The organism is Butyrivibrio sp. NC2002 (assembly GCF_000702265.1).
GTDB lineage: Bacteria > Bacillota > Clostridia > Lachnospirales > Lachnospiraceae > Butyrivibrio.
Genome location: NZ_KL370880.1, coordinates 36,704 through 56,058, shown reverse-complemented (window position 1 = coordinate 56,058; position 19,355 = coordinate 36,704). Strand labels below are relative to the sequence as shown.

Sequence of the window (19,355 nt, the reverse complement as noted above, 5' to 3'; positions counted from 1 at the left end):
TCATTTATCTGATTTACTTTTTACCCTCAATATGTCGTACTTCTCTGTTTTCATATCAAGGTCAAGATATATTATCTGCTTGGAGTGAGGGCAGCTATCAACAGCTTCTCCCTCTTCATTGTACATTCCGAGTACCTTGGTCTCGATGTCTCTGCCGTCCGGCTTCATGATCTCTATTGTATCGCCTACAGAGAATTTGTTTCTCTGCTCAATCCTTGCATATCCTCTGTCGTCTATCTCACCGACTATTCCAAGATATATGTACTCATTTACATAAGTATTGGCATCATATATCTGTGCTTCTTCAGAGGGCTTTCCGAAATAGAAACCTGTTGTAAACTGTCTGTAAGTACATCTTGAAATCTCATCAAGATACCATGGCATATTTTCTCTGTATTTTTCTTCAGATTCAAAATAATCATCGATAGCCTTGCGGTAGGTTCTTGCTACAGTTGCTACATAAAGAGCTGTTTTCATTCTTCCCTCTATCTTGCAGCTGTCAACTCCTGCATCCACAAGCTCCGGAATATGCTCGATCATGCACAGATCCTTGGAATTGAAGATATAAGAGCCTCTCTCGTTTTCATAAACAGGCATGTATTCGCCGGGTCTTGTCTCCTCAACAACAGCATACTTCCAGCGGCAAGGATGTGTACATTCTCCGTGATTGGCATCTCTTCCTGTAAAATAGTTGGAAAGAAGGCATCTTCCGGAATAGCTTATGCACATAGCGCCGTGAATAAAGCTCTCTATTTCAAGATCCTCCGGAATATGTTCTCTTATTTCTTTTATCTCTTTAAGTGAAAGTTCTCTTGCTGCAACCACTCTCTTTGCTCCGAGGTCAGCCCAGAACTTATATGTTTCATAATTGGTGTTGTTTGCCTGAGTAGATACATGTATATCTATTTCAGGGCAGATGCGTCTTGCCTTCATAAACATGCCGGGATCCGCGATGATAAGCGCGTCGGGGTGGAGCTCCTTTAGTTCATGGAAGTATTCCTCCGCTCCCTCAAGGTCATCATTATGAGCAAGGATATTGGCTGTAACATGCACCTTTACGCCATGGGCATGAGCAAACTCTATTCCTTCCTTCATATCGTCATGGCTGAAGTTCTTTGCCTTTGCCCTGAGTCCGAATGCGTTTCCGCCTATATATACTGCATCAGCTCCAAATATAACCGCAGTCTTTAATACTTCAAGACTGCTCGCCGGGATCAAAAGCTCCGGCTTTCTTTTTTCTCTGTTCATAATACTGTCCTCTTTACTGAAATTGCCATTCCATCGCCAACGTTTAATATAACGCTTTCAAGTTCATCGTCGTGTTTAAGGGTGTACAGGTATTCCCTCATTCTTTCATGGATCGTCCTGTTTCTTCTTGTCACCGCAAATCTCGATTCAAATACGTCTCCATCCTGAAGCACATTATCCGAAACAAGCAGTGCTCCGGGTTTAAGGAGTCTCTTGCAGTCGGGAAGGAAATTGATATACTGCCCTTTTGCAGCATCCATAAAAATAAAATCATACTGCCCGCTAAGCTGCCCCAAAATTTCAAGCGCATCACCCTCAAGCAGTGTGATTTTACTCTGTTTGTCGTATTTATTAAAATTGATCTTTGCTTCCGCTATTCTCTTATCAAATTTCTCAATCGTAGTAATTTTGGTATCTGCCTCGGAATATTCTGCCATAAGAAGTGCCGAAAAACCTACGGCACATCCAACTTCCAATATGTTCTTTGGCCTACTGAGCGTTAAAAGAAATTTAATAAGACTCTGTGAATCCTTTCGGATTATAGGCACTTCATTATCAAGCGCCTGTTTTTCAAGCTCATCAAGATAAGGCTCATTTCCTCTATCAAGTGAGTTTATAAACGTACTGATTCTTTCTTCACTTATCACTACTATTTCCTTTACTTTTCCTCTTCCTCAGACTCGATCGAAGATGCGCACATTATTGCTATCATCTCGTCGGCAGTCTGTGAAGGGCTGAGCTCATAGGTACCCGGAGCTATGAGTCCGTGGTACTCCGAAAATCTCTCCTGAAGATAAAAGAGCATCTTATCTTCCACAAGTCCTCTGTTTTCAAGTAGTTCAGCTATATCCATAACCGACATGCTATCTGTTATGGATATCGAAACTGTCCTCGTATCATACTGCGAAGCGGGTTTTTGATTATAAATGTTGTAACCATAGCTGTAAGCAACCGATGCGTATTTTGAAATAAACATGATCGCAACTATGATCAATGCCACTTTTACAAGTGTGTCCAGTACTCCAAGCCCTATACTTCTGCTGTTCATATAACGTCCTCTTTTAATAATTCGTATCCATCACAATAGGAAGGATCATGGGTCTTCTCTTTGTCTTTTTCCAGATAAAATCCGAAAGAACATCTTTTACAATATTCTTGAGTTTGTTCCAGTCTGTAATGCCGTTATCAAGGGCTTCTGTAACTTCATCAAGCACAAGATCCGTTGCATAGTCAATAAGCTGGTCGGATTCACGAACATATACAAATCCTCTTGATACTATGCTCGGTCCCGATACAAGCTGGGCATTTTCTCTGTCGATTCCAAATACAACGATAACAATACCGTCTTCAGCAAGTCTTTGTCTGTCTCTTAGTACGACATTGCCTACATCTCCGACTCCAAGGCCGTCAACAAGGATCGCGCCAACCGGCACTTTTCCTACTACTTTTGCCTTGTCCTCTTTCAGCTCAAGAACATCACCCGATCTCATAATAAAGATATTATCCTTATCCATTCCAAGACCCATAGCAATATTTTTCTGAGCGATAAGGTGCTTATATTCGCCGTGCACAGGTATTGAATACTTAGGTCTTACAAGGGTGTATATAAGCTTGATATCCTCCTGGCATGCATGTCCTGATACATGAACATCCTGGAAAATAACATCAGCGCCCTTCTGAAGAAGATCGTTTATAACATTGGTAACAGCCTTCTCATTACCCGGTATGGGGTGAGATGAAAAGATGATGGTGTCACCGGGTTTTATGCTGATCTTTTTATGCTGACCACTTGCCATTCTGCTAAGAGCTGCCATACTTTCGCCCTGTGATCCGGTTGTAATGATAACTGTCTGATCATCAGGATAGCTCTTAATCTGATCTATATCCACAAGTGTATTATCCGGTATCTGTATGCATCCAAGGTTCTGGGCAATGTCAATTATATTGACCATACTTCTGCCCTCAACCACAACTTTTCTTCCGAATTTGTAAGCAGTATTTATTATCTGCTGAACTCTGTCTACGTTAGATGCAAATGTGGCTACAATTATTCTTGACCTTGAGTGTTCTTCAAATAGCGAATCAAAGGTCTTACCAACTGTTCTCTCTGACGCAGTAAAGCCGGGTCTCTCAGCATTGGTGGAATCACACATAAGCGCAAGAACACCCTTTTTTCCTATCTCGCCAAATCTCTGAAGATCAATAGGATCTCCGTAAACAGGTGTGTAATCAACCTTGAAATCTCCTGTATGTACCACTATTCCTGCAGGAGAATAAATAGCAAGCGCAGCGGCATCTACTATAGAGTGGTTTGTTCTGATGAATTCCACTCTGAAATCGCCAAGATTTATTGACTGTCCGAATTTAACTACCTTGCGACGCACCTTCTTAACAAGGCCGTGCTCCTCAAGCTTATGTTCTATAAGTCCCATCGTAAGTCTGGTCGCATATACCGGAACGTTGAGTTCCTTTAAGATATAGGGAAGTGCTCCGATGTGATCTTCATGTCCGTGTGTAATGACAAAGCCTTTCACCTTGTCCGCGTTGTTCTTTAAAAATGTAATGTCGGGGATTACCAGGTCAATTCCGTACATATCATCGTCAGGAAATGACAGACCGCAATCCACCACAATAATACTGTCTTCATACTTGAAGGCAGTTATGTTCATACCAATCTGCTCCAGTCCACCAAGCGGGATGACCTGAAGAGCGGATGCGTCCGTATTTATTTTCTTTTTATTCAATCGTTTTCCTCCAAATTCTTTGCCTTCAGTCAAGGCCTATGTCGTCCTCTTCAAGTAATTTTCTGAATACGACAGCAACTGCTTCGAGCTCTTTGTCATCGTCAACAATAGTGTATTGTGCTTCAGCATCTTCACCTTCTGAATCATCTCTTAAAATAAGAGCTTCTCCATCACCGTCTTCTACATCGGTGACAAGGATATATGACTTAGCGCCAATCACTGTTTGTTCCAAGACAAAAAAATCCACAGGTTCCTCGCCCTCCGGCTGAAATGTTATTTTTTCCATATATTATTGTTCTCCGTTTTTCTTATCACGATTATCAAGGTAATCCTGCAAAATAATCTGTGCCGCGATCATATCTACATATTCCTTGCGCTCAGATTTTTTTATACCTACTTCATCCATTATTTCATCGGCTTCTACAGTGGTAAGCCTCTCGTCCCACATCACCACGGGAAGGGAAGTTCTTCTCTCAAGCTTGTCCCGGAATTCTTCCGAGAGTGCAGAGCGCACTGACTCAGACTGATCCATATTCAGTGGAAGACCAAGTACTATCTTCTCCACATCATATTCCTGGATCAGCTCCTCTATACGTGACAATGTTTTACGAAGTTTGTTTTCTTCTTTTCTACGGATTATCTCCTTGGCCTGTGCTGTTAGCAGAAGTTCATCACTTATTGCAACACCCACAGTCTTGGAGCCGTAATCCAAACCCATTATTCGCATTATTTTCTGGACCAGTTATTATTTTTAATATACTCTGTGAGCATTTCCTCAACCAGTTCGTCTCTCTCGACCTTCATAATGAGGCTTCTTGCACCCATATGACTGGTAATATATGTGGGATCTCCGGACATGATATAGCCTACTATCTGATTAACAGGGTTATAGCCTTTCTCCAGAAGTGCCTCATATACTACAGACAATACTTTCTTTACGCCTGTTTCGTTGTCAACCTCAACTTTGAAAAATTGTGTGTTTCCAAGATTCTGATCTGCCATAGTAATTGCCCTTTTCCGCTGTCTGTTCGTACTTTTTTGTATTTCCGTACAATAAAAATTACATGTTCAGAAATTTATAGTTATGTTTATCATAACTCAATTGTGTCAAATTCGCAATGTATCGTCTGTAAGGAACCCTGTAATGGTGTTTTCACTGATAAGGCCGCTGCCTGCACCGCATCGCTTTTCATCTTCGCAAGAGACTGCCACTCTGATATATCTTGTGGTATGACCTATAAGATAGCGCTTTCCATCTATGGTTTCATAATCTTCCCAAAGGATCTTCTCTGTCTTTCCAACAAAGTATTCCCTGTATGCCTTAGACTGTTCCTTAGTCATATCAAGAAGTATGGCACTTCGTCTTGTCTTTTCTTTATCTGTGAGCTGATCCTTCATCTTTGCAGCAACAGTACCCTTCCTCTGAGAGTACTTAAATACGTGCATTTCGTAGAAATTTATAGCCTCACAAAAAGCTCTGCTCTCTTCGTAGGTCTCTTCGGTTTCTCCGGGGAATCCAACTATTACGTCAGTTGTGATCGCAGGTCTATCATAGACTTCTCTTAAAAGTCTTACGCTTTCCATGTACTCTTCTGCAGTGTAATGTCTGTTCATTCTCTTTAATGTATCATTGCTTCCGCTTTGAAGTGACAGATGAAAATGCGGGCAAACCTTTTCAAGAGCTGCCATTCCCTTTGCCATTTTTTCTGTAATAACTCTAGGCTCAAGAGAACTTAGTCTTATCCTGTCGATTCCTTCAATCTTGTTTAGTTCCTGCAAAAGGTTAAGAAGCTCCGGCTCTCCCCTGTCTACTCCGTATGAACTTACATGAATTCCTGTAAGGACGATCTCTCTGCAGCCCTCTGCGGCAAGACTCTTTACTTCTTCAAGAATATCCGCTTCCTCTCTGCTCCTTATCCTTCCTCTTGCATAGGGAATGATGCAGTAACTGCAGAACTGATTGCAGCCATCCTGAATTTTTATATATGCTCTGGTATGTCCGGGCATGTGCTTTAAAAACATTTTCTCATACTCCTGACCGGGAGCATTTATGTCAGTAACACTCTGTCTGCCAAGGCATTTATCTATTTCCTGGTCTTTCTCTTTTTCAATATCTGCAAAATATTCGTCCAGGATTGTTACTATATCCGTCTTTTTATTGTTGCCGACGATTATGTCAATTGATTCATTTTGTTTGGCATTTTCCATGTCGGTTTCTACATAGCAGCCACAGGCAACAACTACAGCCTCAGGGTTTTTCTTTTTTGCCCTGTGGATCATCTGTCTGCTTTTGTGGTCTGCAATAGCTGTTACAGAGCAGGTATTTATGATGTAAACATCTGCTTTCTCATCAAATGATACAATCTTATAACCACTTTCTTGTAACTTTTGCCCCATGACATCAGTCTCATATCTGTTTACCTTGCATCCGAGACTATGTAAGGCGACATTTTTCATATTAAACCTCCATTATTTTTGACGTATACGACATTGACTTTTAACGTCCTTCCGTTTACCATATAGAAAAGAAGGAGGTATTTGCGCAATGAAAACCGTAAAAATTTCTTTAAATTCTATCGATAAGGTTAAGTCCTTTGTAAACGATATTACAAAGTTTGATTATGATTTCGACCTTGTATCCGGTAGATACGTAATCGACGCAAAATCCATCATGGGAATCTTCTCACTCGATCTTTCAAAGCCGATCGACCTGAATATCCATGCTGAAGATGGCGCTGATGATGTATTGGCAGTTTTAAAGCCTTACATGATCTAATCTTTGAACTACCGAGAACCTGTAGCAATGCTACAGGTTCTTTTTGTTTAGCAGAGCACTTAACGAGGTATTATTCTATTTCCAATACCTCGTCTGTATCAAGTGCAGTCTGAACAAGCTCGTCTATCTTCTCCTGAAGATTCTTTTCATGAGCTCTGATAACAGGAAGTCTTGGCTTTGTTACGGGATGCTTAGCAACGAATATTGTGCAGCAGTCCTCGTAAGGAAGTATGGATGTTTCATAGGCATCAATTTTTAATGAGATGTCGACTATGTCCTGCTTATCAAATGCAATAAGAGGTCTGTAAACAGGCATATCCTCTACAACCTCATCTGTAGCCATAAGGCTTTCCATTGTCTGTGATGCAACCTGTCCGATACTCTCACCGGTGATAAGTCCCATGCATCCGGTCTTATTTGCTATCATATCAGCAATTCTCATCATATATCTGCGCATGATGATAGTCAGCTCATCATGAGGGCATTTCTCATATATATACATCTGAATATCGGTAAAGTTGATTATATGAAGCTTGACTTTTCCTGTATATTTTGCGATTACTTTTGCAAGGTCTATTACCTTCTGCTTTGCTCTCTCACTTGTGTACGGAGGCGCATTGAAATATACTGCCTCAATCTTAGCACCGCGCTTTGCTATCATGTAGCCAGCTACGGGAGAGTCAATTCCGCCTGACAAAAGAAGGCAGGCTTTTCCACTTGTTCCTGTCGGCATTCCACCGGGACCAGGAATTATCTCTGAGTAGATGTTGACCTTTTCTCTTATCTCTACATTGATGAGGATTTCAGGGTTTCTTACATCAACCTTCATTTCCTCATAGGCATCAAGTACTCTTGCGCCTATCTCTGCTGCTGCCTCCATGGAATCAAGCGGATATGTCTTATCAACTCTTCTTACCTTGATCTTGAAGGTCTTGTTTTTATCAGGATATACTCCGTCGATAAACTTGATCACCTCTTTTGAAAGTGCATCAATATCGGGAAGCTTGTTATCTCCATCTCTCTCAATACATACAGCGGGACAGATTCCTGTAATTCCAAATACTCTCTGAAGGGCTGCGATCGTCTCATCAAAATCAAAACCCTGGGCATTTAAATATATTCTTCCGGATACTCTGAAAAATTTGAAGGTTCCCTCAACATTTTTCAGAACTCTTTCCATCTGGGATACAAGAGCTTCCTCAAACAGATATCTGTTTTTTCCCTTGATTCCTATTTCTGCATATTTGATCACAAATGCATGATACTGCATAAATACTCCTTTCAAGTAACTTCACTTGTTATCTTCTTGAAAACTTCCTGAGCATCGGTACGATCTGCTCAAAAGCTTCAACTGTCTTATCTATCTCATCTTCTGTTGTAAACTCTGACATGCTGAGTCTTACTGTGCTGTCCAGAAGTTCTTTTTTTACACCTATTGCTTTTAATGTTCCTGAAAGCTGAGGATGGTTTGTAGCACATGCACTTCCTGAAGAAACATATATTTCTTTATCTTCAAGCGCATGGAGTAAAACCTCCGCTCTTATTCCGCTTACGGACACACTTATTATATGCGGAGCTGTCTTTTTAATGACATCAAGAAGCTCTTCATCCGGCATTTCTTTAGCTTCCTCCATAGAAACCAAAAGACCGTTTATTGTTATGCCATCAAGCTTTGATATAAGCCCTTTTATAAGTCTTCTCTTAAGCTCATAGAGCTTTTCTGTCTTGGCATCAAAATCTTTATATATCATCTCAGATGCCATGCCGATACCGGCAATTCCGGGGACGTTAAGGGTACCTGATCTAAGGCCTTTTTGCTGACCACCGCCATAGCTTATAGGCACTATCCTTACTCCGTCTCTTATATATAAAAAGCCTATTCCCTTTGGACCGTGAAGCTTGTGTCCGCTTACAGACAAAAGATCTATTCCTGATTTTTCGGGTGTGAATCTGTATTTTCCATATCCCTGAACTGCATCGACATGGAATAATATCTCAGGATTTATATCATGAACTATCTTAGCTGCCTCTTCAACAGGCTCTCTTGCACCAATTTCGTTATTTACAGCCATAACAGACACAAGTATCGTATCCTCTCTTATGGCATTTTTAAGTTCATCAAGATCTATTCTTCCATCTGCGCCCACGTTAAGATAAGTTACTTCAAAGCCTTCTTTTTCCAGATATGCAAATGAATTCAAAACAGCGGGATGTTCAACTCTTGTTGTAATAATATGTTTTCCCGATCTGTTTTTTGCAATAGCCCCGCCAATTACAGCGATGTTATCCGATTCTGTTCCGCCTGATGTAAAGAGGATTTCCTTGGGCTTTGCCTTAAGTGTCTTTGCTATTTTCTCAGCCGCCTCTTTTACATATTTTTCAGCAACTACGCCTTTATGATGCATGCTTGAGGGGTTTCCGTAATCCTCAAGCATAAGCTTTGTCATGTACTCTGCAACTTCCTTATACACTCTTGTGGTTGCAGAATTATCTAAATATATTTCCATTGATATGTCTTTCCGGGATGCCTATCCAGGCATCAACTAAGTTATTATAGTGTTTAAGGTCAGCTCATGCTGCCACTCTTTTACTTACCGCTCCAAAGTATACAGGAGCCAGGACAACATTGTAAAGCCTGCAGTCTCTGTTCTGAGTATTCTCTTACCCATGGTGATACTTTTAAAGCCTGCATTGGTCGCTGCTTCTACTTCCTTATCATCAAAGCCGCCTTCAGGTCCTACAAATATTCCGATACTCTCTCCCGGTTTTATTTGGGAGATCACTTTTCTGGTATATTCCATTCCTTCCGCCTGCTCGTAGGGAAGAAGCTTTACATCCAGATCTTTTGCAATTTCAAGCGCCTCTTTCATAGTTACAGGCATATGCACATTGGGAATTATGCCTCTCTTACTCTGCTTTGCGGCTGATTCCGCTATTGCCTGCCAGCGCTTTATCTTATTTTGCGCTTTCTTTTCATCAAGTTTAACTACAGACCTCTTCATCGCTACAGGTATTATCTGATATGCGCCGAGCTCCACTGCCTTCTGAATGATAAGCTCCATCTTGTCAGCCTTTGGAAGTCCCTGAAAAAGGTATATCTTAGAGGGAAGCTCTGCTCCTGACTCTTTTATGAATCTGAGCTCTCCTATTATCTCATCAGCGGTTATCTGTTCGATTCCATAGCGGTATTCATTGTACCCGCTAAATTCATCTTCGGAATCCGTGATAGCAGCATCGCCCTCATCAGTCCTGATGCTGACTGAAAACTCTTCGCCTTCCTTCATTCTAAGGACATTCGCCATATGGTTGTAATCAGCGCCTGTAATACTGATTTTTTTTCCGCCATCAAGGAGCTGGTCTTTTGATACAAAAAAATGATACATCAGTCATCTCCTCTGTCAGGCTTTCCTTGAAATAACAGAGACCCATTCTCCCTGTTTCCCAATTTCTATAACTTCAAGCCCTGCTTCTTCATGGGCTTTTCTTACCACATCTTCTTTGGCTTCTATTATTCCTGATGTTATATATATTCCGCCCTTCTTTAAAAGTCCGGGAACGATAGGTGTAAGCGGAACGAGAACGTAGGGAAGAATGTTTGCAACCACAATGTCGTACTTTTCTTTTCCGACCTTGTTCTGAACGCTCTCATCATCAATGATGTTGCCGATAATGAGATCAAAGTCCTCTTCCTTTATGCCATTTGCCTTCTTATTGTCTGCAACTGCAGGCTCTGAACAGGGATCAAGATCTGTTCCTACGGCATGACCTGCTCCGAACTTCTTAGCAAGGATGGAAAGAACTCCGCTTCCTGTGCCGACATCAAGGATCTCAGCGTCCTTAGTCATGTATTTTTTAAGCGCCTTTATGCAGAGCTGAGTTGTCTCATGCATTCCTGTACCGAAGGCTGTGCCGGGATCGATGTGCAGAACTATCTCTGCCTTCTTCTCATCCTCAGCATCCATGGTCTCCCATGAAGGGATAACAAGAACATTTTCAACATAGAACTTATGGAAATACTGCTTCCAATTGTTTATCCAGTCTATATCCTCTGTAACGTCTACAGAAATAGTGCCATCGCCTATATCTGAAAAGTTCCTGAGTTCATCCAGAACTTCTTTAATCTCAGTTTTAATCTGGTCGGGAGTCTTTTTAACGGTGCTCTCTTCGCCATTTTCATCATATACGTTGACATTAAGCATATTATCATCGCCAAGCTCGAGAAAAAAGTTAAGATATGCAGCACCCTCTTCCACGTTGCTATATGCGCAGCTGTCTACTCCTGTTTCCTCATCATCTGCATCCTGCAGATCATCAGTGAACATCTGCTCCTTATCAGCTGCCGTAAGAGGCGCATTATCTTCAATCTGCGCTCCCTCGAGGCCGATATCCATCATGCTGCTGACAATTATATCCTCTGATTCTTCGTTAGTTCTGATTCTGAACCTCATCCATTTCATGGCTTTTTTCCTCTCGATAAAATGCTTATTATAAGTTTTTAGTATTTTTCCCTAAACACACAAATGCGGCGGAGAGAAAAATAAATTCTCCCCGCCTGTATATTATAGATTATTTCTTTTTCCCAAAGAAGCCGCCTTTTTTCTTTCCTCCATCACCATCAGATCCGTCTTTATCTGCTGTGATATTATCTGCGGCATGAAGACTGTCGCCTGTCTTTTCATCAAACTGTTTGAGAAGTTCCTTAGCTTCCTTAGACAGTTTATCAGGTACTTGAACAACCAAAGTTACATAATGGTCACCACGTACATCTTTATTTCTGAGTGTGGGAACACCCTTTCCTCTAAGTCTTATTCTAGTATCAGTCTGTGTTCCTGCCTTAACATCATAGAGGACTTTTCCGTCAACCGTGTCTATAGCAACGGTTCCGCCCAGTGCAGCTACGGCATAGGACATAGGAACTGTTGAGAATATATCATAATCCTGTCTCTGGAAAATAGGATGATCACTTACGATAACTTCTACAAGAAGATCTCCTCTGGGACCACCGTTTCTTCCGGGTTCACCCTTTTCTCTTATTCTTACGCTCTGTCCGTTATCTATTCCGGCAGGTATTGATACCTGAATTCTCTTATTGCTTGAAACATAACCTGTTCCGCCGCAATCAGAGCACTTATCTTTAATGACCTTACCACTTCCGTCACAATCAGGACATGTCTGAACATTTCTGACTGTTCCAAAGAATGACTGCTGTGTAAATACAACCTGTCCTTTACCACCACACTTAGGGCACATCTGAGCTGTCGTGCCGGGCTTAGCACCGGTTCCTTTACATGTAGGGCAGGGATCCTTGAGTCTAAGATCCAGTTCTTTCTCACATCCAAAAACAGCTTCCTCGAAGGTAATCCTTACACTTGCGCGAATATTAGCACCCTTTGAGGGACCGCTTCTTGCACCGGAGCTTCTTCTTCCGCCGCCAAAGAAATCGCCGAAAATATCTCCAAATATATCACCGAAATCAGCACCGCCAAAATCGAATCCGCCTGCACCATATCCGCCTGCGCCGCCCTCAAATGCTGCGTGGCCGAACTGGTCATACTGACGTCTCTTCTCAGGATCACTCAAAACAGCGTATGCTTCCGAAGCTTCCTTGAACTTATCAGCTGCTGTAGCATCACCGGGGTTCATATCCGGGTGGTACTTTTTGGCAAGTACACGATATGCTTTTTTTATTTCCTCATCACTAGCGCCCTTGCTTACACCAAGGACCTCATAGTAATCTCGTTTTTGTTCTGCCATGAATCTCTCCTAGCTTAATCAAAAATGGTAAAAAAACAGGCTAAAGCCCAATCCATATTACATTATGTATTGGGCATTAGCAATCTGTTTATTTCTTAAACTTTTATAAATCCGGCTTCCGCCTGACTATTAAACTTCTCTGTAGTCGCCATCTACAACGTCATCATTGCTTCCGGCATTTGATGTCTGACCTGATGCAGCGCCACCCATGTTCATGTTAGGACCTGCACCCTGTGCGCCTGCCTGTCCCTGTGCACTCTCGTAAACCTTTGCGAAAAGTGCCTGAGCATCTGTCATGAGCTTTTCCTTTTGGCTCTTGATAGTATCGATCTCGCTGTCTGTAAGCTCGCGATCCTTAGTCTGCTCAAGAGTATCCTTAAGTGCCTTGAGGTCATCTTCTACAGTCTGCTTCTGAGAAGCGTCGATCTTGTCGCCAACTTCCTGGATAGCCTTCTCTGTCTGGAATACGAAGGAATCAGCTTCGTTGCGGGCATCAATGCCTTCCTTACGCTTCTTATCCTGAGCTTCGTACTCAGCAGCTTCCTTGATAGCCTTATCGATATCCTCATCAGACATGTTAGAACCTGCTGTAATTGTGATGTGCTGTTCCTTGCCTGTTCCAAGATCCTTAGCTGATACATTAACAATACCGTTTGCATCGATATCGAATGTAACCTCGATCTGAGGGATACCTCTCATTGCCGGAGGGATTCCATCAAGACGGAACTGTCCAAGTGACTTATTATCTTTAGCAAACTGACGCTCACCCTGAAGGACGTTGATATCAACTGCTGTCTGGTTATCTGCTGCAGTTGAGAATACCTGGCTCTTCTTTGTAGGAATAGTTGTGTTACGCTCAATAAGTCTTGTAGCAACACCACCCATTGTCTCAATTGAAAGTGAAAGAGGTGTTACATCAAGAAGAAGGATATCACCTGCACCCTCATCACCTGCAAGCTTACCACCCTGGATACCTGCACCAATTGCTACGCACTCATCAGGGTTAAGGTTCTTTGAAGGCTCATGTCCTGTAAGCTGCTTAACCTTCTCAACAACGCAGGGAACACGTGTTGAACCACCAACAAGAAGGACTTTTCCAAGGTCTGAATAATTAAGACCTGCATCCTTCATTGCATTCTGTACAGGAATTGCACTTCTCTCTACAAGGTCGTGGATAAGCTCTTCAAACTTAGCTCTTGTAAGATCCATGTCAAAGTGCTTAGGGCCTTCTGCTGTTGCAGTAATGAAAGGAAGGTTGATGTTTGTTGTTGTTGAAGAAGAAAGTTCCTTCTTTGCTTTCTCAGCTGCTTCCTTAAGTCTCTGCATAGCCATCTTATCGCCTGAAAGGTCTACGCCTTCCTTAGCCTTGAACTCAGATACCATCCAGTCGATGATCTTCTGGTCGAAGTCATCACCACCAAGGTGTGTATCACCGTTTGTAGAAAGAACTTCGATGACACCATCACCGATCTCAATGATTGATACATCGAATGTACCACCACCAAGGTCATATACCATGATTTTCTGCTCTTTTTCGTTATCAAGGCCGTATGCAAGTGCAGCTGCTGTAGGCTCGTTGATGATACGCTTTACTTCAAGACCTGCAATCTTACCAGCATCCTTTGTTGCCTGACGCTGAGCATCATTGAAATATGCAGGAACTGTGATAACAGCTTCTGAAACTTTCTCACCAAGATACTGCTCTGCATCAGCCTTAAGCTTCTGAAGGATCATAGCAGAAATCTGCTGAGGTGAATATTTCTTACCATCGATAGTACGGCCATTATCTGTACCCATATCTCTCTTGATTGAAGAAATTGTATTTTCAGCATTTGTAACTGCCTGACGTTTTGCAGGCTCACCTACAAGACGCTCGCCGTTCTTTGTAAATGCTACGATTGAAGGTGTTGTTCTTGCGCCTTCTGCATTTGCTATAACAGTGGGTTTACCACCTTCCATAACAGCCACGCAGCTGTTTGTTGTTCCTAAATCGATACCTATGATCTTACTCATTTTATTTTCCTCCATTTATAAAAACTAATGAATAATTAACTATTTTATTGCCTCGCGGATTGCTGAATATTTCTATACCAATCACTTTGCAACGGCTACCATGCTGTGTCTAAGCACCATGTCTTTGTACATGTAACCCTTCTGAAGCTCCTGCGCAACAACGCCCTCTTCATATTCTTCACTTTCAACCTGCATTACTGCGTTGTGGAAGTTGGGATCAAACTCTTTACCAACAGCTTCTATAGGTGTAACTCCGAGGTCTTCCATCTGCTTGATGAGCTGTTTGTAGATCATGTTCATGCCATCAGCAAAAGCAGATTCTTTCTCATCTTCGGGAACCTGGGCAAGTCCTCTTTCAAAGTTATCAACAACAGGTAAAATCTTCTCAAGTACGTTGGATGCACCCTGGTCAAACATCTGTGACTTTTCTTTGTCGGTCCTTTTACGGAAGTTTTCGAATTCCGCAAGCTGACGCATGTATTTATCCTGCATCTCTTCGAACTTTTCTTTGAAGGGGTTCTTCTTTTCTTTCTTGCCGAAAAGCTTCTTCTCGCCTTCCTCCGAAGATCCTTTAGCTTCATTTTCTTTTGTATCGTCTTCCGCTGCCTCTGCAACTTTGTTGGCAGCTTCAGCAACCTGTTTCGCTTTTTCTGCTACTTCCTGCTGAAGTTCTTTGGCTGTTTTCTTTTCAGTCTTTTCAGTTTTTTCAGCAGTTTCTTTTTTTTCTTCCTTACTCACTTATTTCTACTCCTTTTTATATAGATCATCCAGAGCTCTCATCATGTTTTTCAGTGCTCCGACCACTTTATCGTAATCCATTCGCTTAGGACCGATGACGCCGACCGTGCCTCTCATTCCTTCACCCAGATCGTACGTTGCCGTGACAACGCTGCAATCCTTCATGGACTGAACCGGTGATTCATTACCAATATATACTTGAATTCCCGTCTCTTCCGAAGCATTCGACAAGCTGCTCTCAACAAGGCTCGTCAGATCTCTCTTGTCCTCAAATGTTGTTATGAGATCACTTGCTCTTTCTTTATCTGCAAGTTCGGGATAACGGAAAATATTATTTGCTCCGCTTGTGTATATCTGAAGGTCTTCATCCTCGGTGATCGCTTCTGCAGTTGCATCAAGAACGCTGCCGATTATGTCGCTATGGATTCCGGCCTCCTGCTTAAGAGCAGCTATAAGTCCGAGGTTTATATCCTCTACACTAAGTCCGCCAAGCCTTGTATTAAGAAGGATGTTGAGCTTTAACATGTCTGATTCATTAAGTTCCTGCTCTAAATCTATCATGCGATTCTTGATAACATTTCCTTCTATTAGGATAGTCACCAGAAGATGTGTCTCATCGACTCTTGATAACTGAACAAATTTAAGCTTGTTTCTCTTTATCATGGGGGCAGATATCATTGATGCATAGTTTGTATCAACTGCCAGAGTCTTCGCAACCTGTTTAAGGAGTGTCTCAAGCTTCTCTTCCTTATCAAGAAGCATCTCCTTCATGTTCTCGACTTCCTGCTCCTTCTCAGCAAGCATCGCATCTACATATACTCTGTATCCCTGATCTGAGGGAATCCTTCCTGCAGATGTATGCGGCTGTAAAATAAGCCCCATCTCTTCCAGGTCAGCCATCTCATTTCTAATAGTTGCAGAACTCAGATTCAGATCTGTGTATTTGGATATTGTTCTGCTTCCTACCGGCTCTCCTGTCTCCAGGTAATTACGAACAATTGCATGCAGTATTTTCTTTTTTCTGTCATCCAGTTGCATTAAATCACCCTTTCTTTTATGTGTTAGCACTCATTCAATATGAGTGCTAACATCTTCTTTACTTAAATTACCACTTACTATTACCTATGTCAACATCAAACATCTCAAATTCCTTTATCAATATGAAAAACCGGCATGAATGTAATCATCCATACCGGTTGCATAAATCAGATAAATAAAATTAAAATGTCAGATCAAAGATTGAAATTGCCTTCGATCGAACCGTTTATTACAAAATACCCCTTGCCTTCTTCAGGCTTAACATAAACTGCAAGATCCTTTATGTCGGAAACCTTGCCGCCCATATCATACTCGAATACATCCTTTGCAGCCTGTACAATAGTATCATATGCCACGTCTTTGCCGCCATACTGAAGGAAAATGCTGGGTTTAACTGTGCTCTTTGCTGCTGTTTCCTTTTTAGCAGGAGCTTTCTTAGCTGCTGTCTTGGTTGTAGCCTTTGCAGCGGTCTTGGTTGCAGGCTTCTTTGCTGCAGTTTTCTGAGCTGCAGGCTTCTTTGCTGCTGCCTTAGTCTCTGTCTTAGCTGCAGGCTTTGTAGCAGCTTCCTTCTTGGTCTCAGTCTTAGCCTCTGCCTTTTTAGCAGGTGCCTTCTTAGCTGTGGCCTTCTTGGTTGCAGCCTTCTTAGTCTCTACCTTCTTTGTCTCAACCTTTGCTTCTGTCTTAGTTGCTTCCTTCTTATCAGCTGCGATCACCGTCTTCTTAATAGTTGCAATCGGCTTTAAAGCTGAATCTTTCTGCTTGTCGTCCGCCATGTCTCCCTCTCTTTCATAAGGTATCTGTATACCCACGTTATAACAAATTTATCATTACGTTTTTGAGTTTAGTACAGTTTCGAAAAAAAGTCAACATTTGTGCGCATTAAGACAACATCAGTCCGTTTTCTATCCGGTCAAGTGCCTTTTTTAGCACGTCCATGGATGATGCAAACGAGATTCTTAAGGTACCCGGAGCCTTATAGCAGCTGCCCGGCATTGCTGCAACATGCTCTTTTTCAAGCAAATATTCGCACAGCTCCACGTCGTTTTCCAAGACCTTTCCATCAGCAGCTTTTTTTCCTATATAAGAGCTTACATCAAATAGCGCATAAAATGCCCCCATTATGGGTTTGCAACTTACTCCTTCTATAGAGTTTAGTCTCTCGTATACATAGTCTCTTCTTTTTTGAAATTCCAAAACCATTGCTTCAACAGAATCCTGCGGACCTTCCAGTGCTTCGAGGGAAGCCATCTGCGAGATGCTTGAAGGCGTTGTGGTTGTCTGACTCTGTACCTTTATTGCCGCTTTTATGACATCTTTTCTAGCGCAAAGATATCCCATTCTCCATCCTGTCATGGAATAGGTTTTGGAAAAGCCGTTTATCAGTATCGTCCTGTCCTTCATTCCGGGAACACCGGCTATACTGAATGCCTTTTTTTGGTCATATATTATTTTTTCATATATCTCATCTGAAATAACAAAGAAATCTTTTTGAATAGAAAGATCAGCGAGCTCTCTGATACTTTGCTCACTGTATACATGTCCTGTAGGATTGTCCGGACTGCAAATGATAACTGCCTTCGTTTTGTCTGTGACAGCATTTTTTATCGCATCCATATCCAAAGAAAAATCATCCGCTCTTTCAACAAGAACGCTCACTCCGCCTGCAAGTGAAACCATGTCAGGGTAGCTGACATAGCAGGGCGTGGGAATAATAACCTCATCCCCATCTGATACGATCGCCATAAGCGCTGCGGACAGTGCCTGCTTTGCACCTGTCATCACCGCTATTTCGTCCATCTCATAAGTAAGGCCATTATCCTCTTTAAGCTTTTTTGAAATGGCCTTTCTCAAAGGAGCAATGCCGCTCCCTTCTGTATACTTGGTAAAATTCTCTTCTATTGCCTTAATTCCGGCCGCCTTAATATTAGAAGGCGTAGGAAAATCCGGCTCACCAACATTAAGGGATATGATATCCATCCCATTTCTTTTCATCTCCTCAACTCTTGCAAAAAAAGCGCTCGTCGGTGAGATGCTTACTTTTTTCATTTTCGCGGAAAGCTCTGTGCTCATACCGTTATCTCCTCAAAAAAGATTAGCCTTGAAATTACCAAAAATCCTTATGTCCGATACAGTGCACATAAGTGCCTGCACTACCGTATTCATTCCTTCCATAAGAAGGTCCCCTGTGAATTCGGTAAAAAACATATATTCCCAGTTATGCTCAGGTATCGGTCTTGATTCAAGCCTCACAAGGTTAAGCCCGTAGATTCTGAAAACTGTCAAAGCTTCATGCAGAGCACCCGCCTTGTGCCTTGTCTTAAAGCTTATGCAGATCTTGTCTCTTCCTTCCCTGAGTTCAAGTTTTTTAGATATTACCACAAATCTTGTCGTATTATTAGTGTTAGTATTAATCTCTTTTTGGATTATTTTTAATCCGTATATCTCTGCAGCCCTTGAGGAACATATAGCAGCCTTGGTTTTATCCTTAAGCTCAGCTACCATTCTTGCACTTCCTGCAGTATCTGCCTGAGGTATTTTTTCCCATTCAGAGTGCTCCGAGAGATACTCTTCACATTGAAAAAGTCCCTGCTCATGTGAGAAAACAGCCTTAATATCAGAGATGTCAGCATCGGGCAAAACCATAAGATTATGCCTTACTCTGACTGTAGTCTCTCCTACAATATAGCACTCGTATTTGGCCAGAAGATCGTACACCTGACGGATTGCACCTGTTGAAGAATTCTCGATTGGCAGCACTGCATAATCTGCTGTGTTATCCATAAGTCTTTTGAAGGTATCCTCAAAATGCAAAAGTCCTTCACTGTTTACGTCTTTTCCAAAAAAATCGATTGCTGCCATTTCACTATATGCGCCGGGCTCACCCTGATAGACAACTCTTGGATTCTCTATAGGCATTCTCTTTCCTCTAAGAGCTTTTTCAAGAGGCTCGCATATTCCGCCTGTTTCACCCAGTTTTCTCTCAACTCTCTCACGCAGCTGAACTATATATTTTTCATTTACGATCTGAATATCATCCACTATTA

The 19,355-nt window shown here is 41.9% G+C and carries 20 protein-coding genes; 1 reads left to right on the top strand and 19 read right to left on the bottom strand.

The genetic code is table 11. From position 1 onward, the window contains the following. From T543_RS07460 to mtaB, 8 genes are all read right to left on the bottom strand, one after another. On the bottom strand, positions 1–1,248 hold the full coding sequence (locus T543_RS07460) for a peptidase U32 family protein (RefSeq protein ID WP_035767319.1): 1,248 nt from the start codon (positions 1,246–1,248) through the stop codon (positions 1–3). Next, a complete protein-coding gene (locus T543_RS07455) occupies positions 1,245–1,895 on the bottom strand; it encodes an O-methyltransferase (protein WP_035767317.1) in 651 nt (216 codons plus the stop codon). The genes T543_RS07460 and T543_RS07455 overlap by 4 nt, the downstream gene beginning before the upstream one ends. Positions 1,896–1,906: 11 nt before the next feature. Then, on the bottom strand, positions 1,907–2,296 hold the full coding sequence (locus T543_RS07450) for an MltG/YceG/YrrL family protein (RefSeq protein ID WP_035767316.1): 390 nt from the start codon (positions 2,294–2,296) through the stop codon (positions 1,907–1,909). A gap of 13 nt (positions 2,297–2,309) precedes the next feature. Further along, positions 2,310–3,992: a ribonuclease J gene (locus T543_RS07445; protein ID WP_035768214.1), complete on the bottom strand. Its 1,683-nt coding sequence runs from the start codon at positions 3,990–3,992 to the stop codon at positions 2,310–2,312. A gap of 25 nt (positions 3,993–4,017) precedes the next feature. Beyond that, a complete protein-coding gene (locus tag T543_RS07440) occupies positions 4,018–4,278 on the bottom strand; it encodes a DUF1292 domain-containing protein (RefSeq protein WP_035767315.1) in 261 nt (86 codons plus the stop codon). Between the two features lie 3 nt (positions 4,279–4,281). After that, the gene (ruvX, locus tag T543_RS07435) at positions 4,282–4,719 is read right to left on the bottom strand and encodes a Holliday junction resolvase RuvX (protein ID WP_035767314.1); all 438 of its coding nucleotides are present in this window, start codon (positions 4,717–4,719) and stop codon (positions 4,282–4,284) included. After that, positions 4,719–4,994 (bottom strand): IreB family regulatory phosphoprotein, encoded by a 276-nt coding sequence (locus T543_RS07430; protein WP_035767313.1) that lies wholly within the window; start codon positions 4,992–4,994, stop codon positions 4,719–4,721. Before T543_RS07430 ends, ruvX begins: the two co-directional genes overlap by 1 nt. 105 nt (positions 4,995–5,099) lie before the next feature. After that, on the bottom strand, positions 5,100–6,449 hold the full coding sequence (gene mtaB, locus T543_RS07425) for a tRNA (N(6)-L-threonylcarbamoyladenosine(37)-C(2))-methylthiotransferase MtaB (protein WP_035767312.1): 1,350 nt from the start codon (positions 6,447–6,449) through the stop codon (positions 5,100–5,102). A gap of 88 nt (positions 6,450–6,537) precedes the next feature. Between mtaB and T543_RS07420 the strand changes: the two genes are divergently transcribed. Continuing rightward, positions 6,538–6,768 carry an HPr family phosphocarrier protein gene (locus T543_RS07420; protein WP_035767311.1) on the top strand — a complete coding sequence of 77 codons (231 nt, stop codon included), beginning with the start codon at positions 6,538–6,540 and terminating at the stop codon, positions 6,766–6,768. 70 nt (positions 6,769–6,838) lie between these two features. On the opposite strand, the gene thiI is transcribed toward T543_RS07420, so the two are convergent. From thiI to T543_RS07365, 11 genes are all read right to left on the bottom strand, one after another. Further along, entirely contained in the window at positions 6,839–8,038 is a 1,200-nt protein-coding gene (gene thiI / locus T543_RS07415) for a tRNA uracil 4-sulfurtransferase ThiI (RefSeq protein ID WP_035767309.1), read from the bottom strand. Positions 8,039–8,066: 28 nt separating this feature from the next. Continuing rightward, positions 8,067–9,275 (bottom strand): cysteine desulfurase family protein, encoded by a 1,209-nt coding sequence (locus T543_RS07410; protein WP_035767307.1) that lies wholly within the window; start codon positions 9,273–9,275, stop codon positions 8,067–8,069. Between the two features lie 84 nt (positions 9,276–9,359). Then, on the bottom strand, positions 9,360–10,151 hold the full coding sequence (locus T543_RS07405) for an RsmE family RNA methyltransferase (protein WP_035767305.1): 792 nt from the start codon (positions 10,149–10,151) through the stop codon (positions 9,360–9,362). Between the two features lie 15 nt (positions 10,152–10,166). Beyond that, entirely contained in the window at positions 10,167–11,225 is a 1,059-nt protein-coding gene (locus T543_RS07400) for a 50S ribosomal protein L11 methyltransferase (RefSeq protein WP_035767303.1), read from the bottom strand. A gap of 109 nt (positions 11,226–11,334) precedes the next feature. Then, complete coding sequence (gene dnaJ / locus T543_RS07395; protein WP_035767301.1) at positions 11,335–12,522, bottom strand: molecular chaperone DnaJ; 1,188 nt, start codon at positions 12,520–12,522, stop codon at positions 11,335–11,337. 129 nt (positions 12,523–12,651) lie between these two features. Then, on the bottom strand, positions 12,652–14,535 hold the full coding sequence (gene dnaK, locus T543_RS07390) for a molecular chaperone DnaK (protein WP_035767299.1): 1,884 nt from the start codon (positions 14,533–14,535) through the stop codon (positions 12,652–12,654). Between the two features lie 81 nt (positions 14,536–14,616). Continuing rightward, positions 14,617–15,273, bottom strand: a complete 657-nt coding sequence (grpE, locus tag T543_RS07385; RefSeq protein WP_035767297.1) for a nucleotide exchange factor GrpE — start codon at positions 15,271–15,273, stop codon at positions 14,617–14,619. 6 nt (positions 15,274–15,279) lie between these two features. Beyond that, on the bottom strand, positions 15,280–16,311 hold the full coding sequence (hrcA, locus tag T543_RS07380; RefSeq protein WP_035767295.1) for a heat-inducible transcriptional repressor HrcA: 1,032 nt from the start codon (positions 16,309–16,311) through the stop codon (positions 15,280–15,282). Positions 16,312–16,505: 194 nt separating this feature from the next. Continuing rightward, the gene (locus T543_RS07375) at positions 16,506–17,084 is read right to left on the bottom strand and encodes a DUF6465 family protein (protein ID WP_035767294.1); all 579 of its coding nucleotides are present in this window, start codon (positions 17,082–17,084) and stop codon (positions 16,506–16,508) included. Between the two features lie 106 nt (positions 17,085–17,190). Continuing rightward, positions 17,191–18,381, bottom strand: a complete 1,191-nt coding sequence (locus T543_RS07370; RefSeq protein WP_035767293.1) for a pyridoxal phosphate-dependent aminotransferase — start codon at positions 18,379–18,381, stop codon at positions 17,191–17,193. Between the two features lie 12 nt (positions 18,382–18,393). Then, entirely contained in the window at positions 18,394–19,350 is a 957-nt protein-coding gene (locus tag T543_RS07365; RefSeq protein ID WP_051638618.1) for a prephenate dehydratase, read from the bottom strand. Positions 19,351–19,355 lie beyond the last annotated feature (5 nt).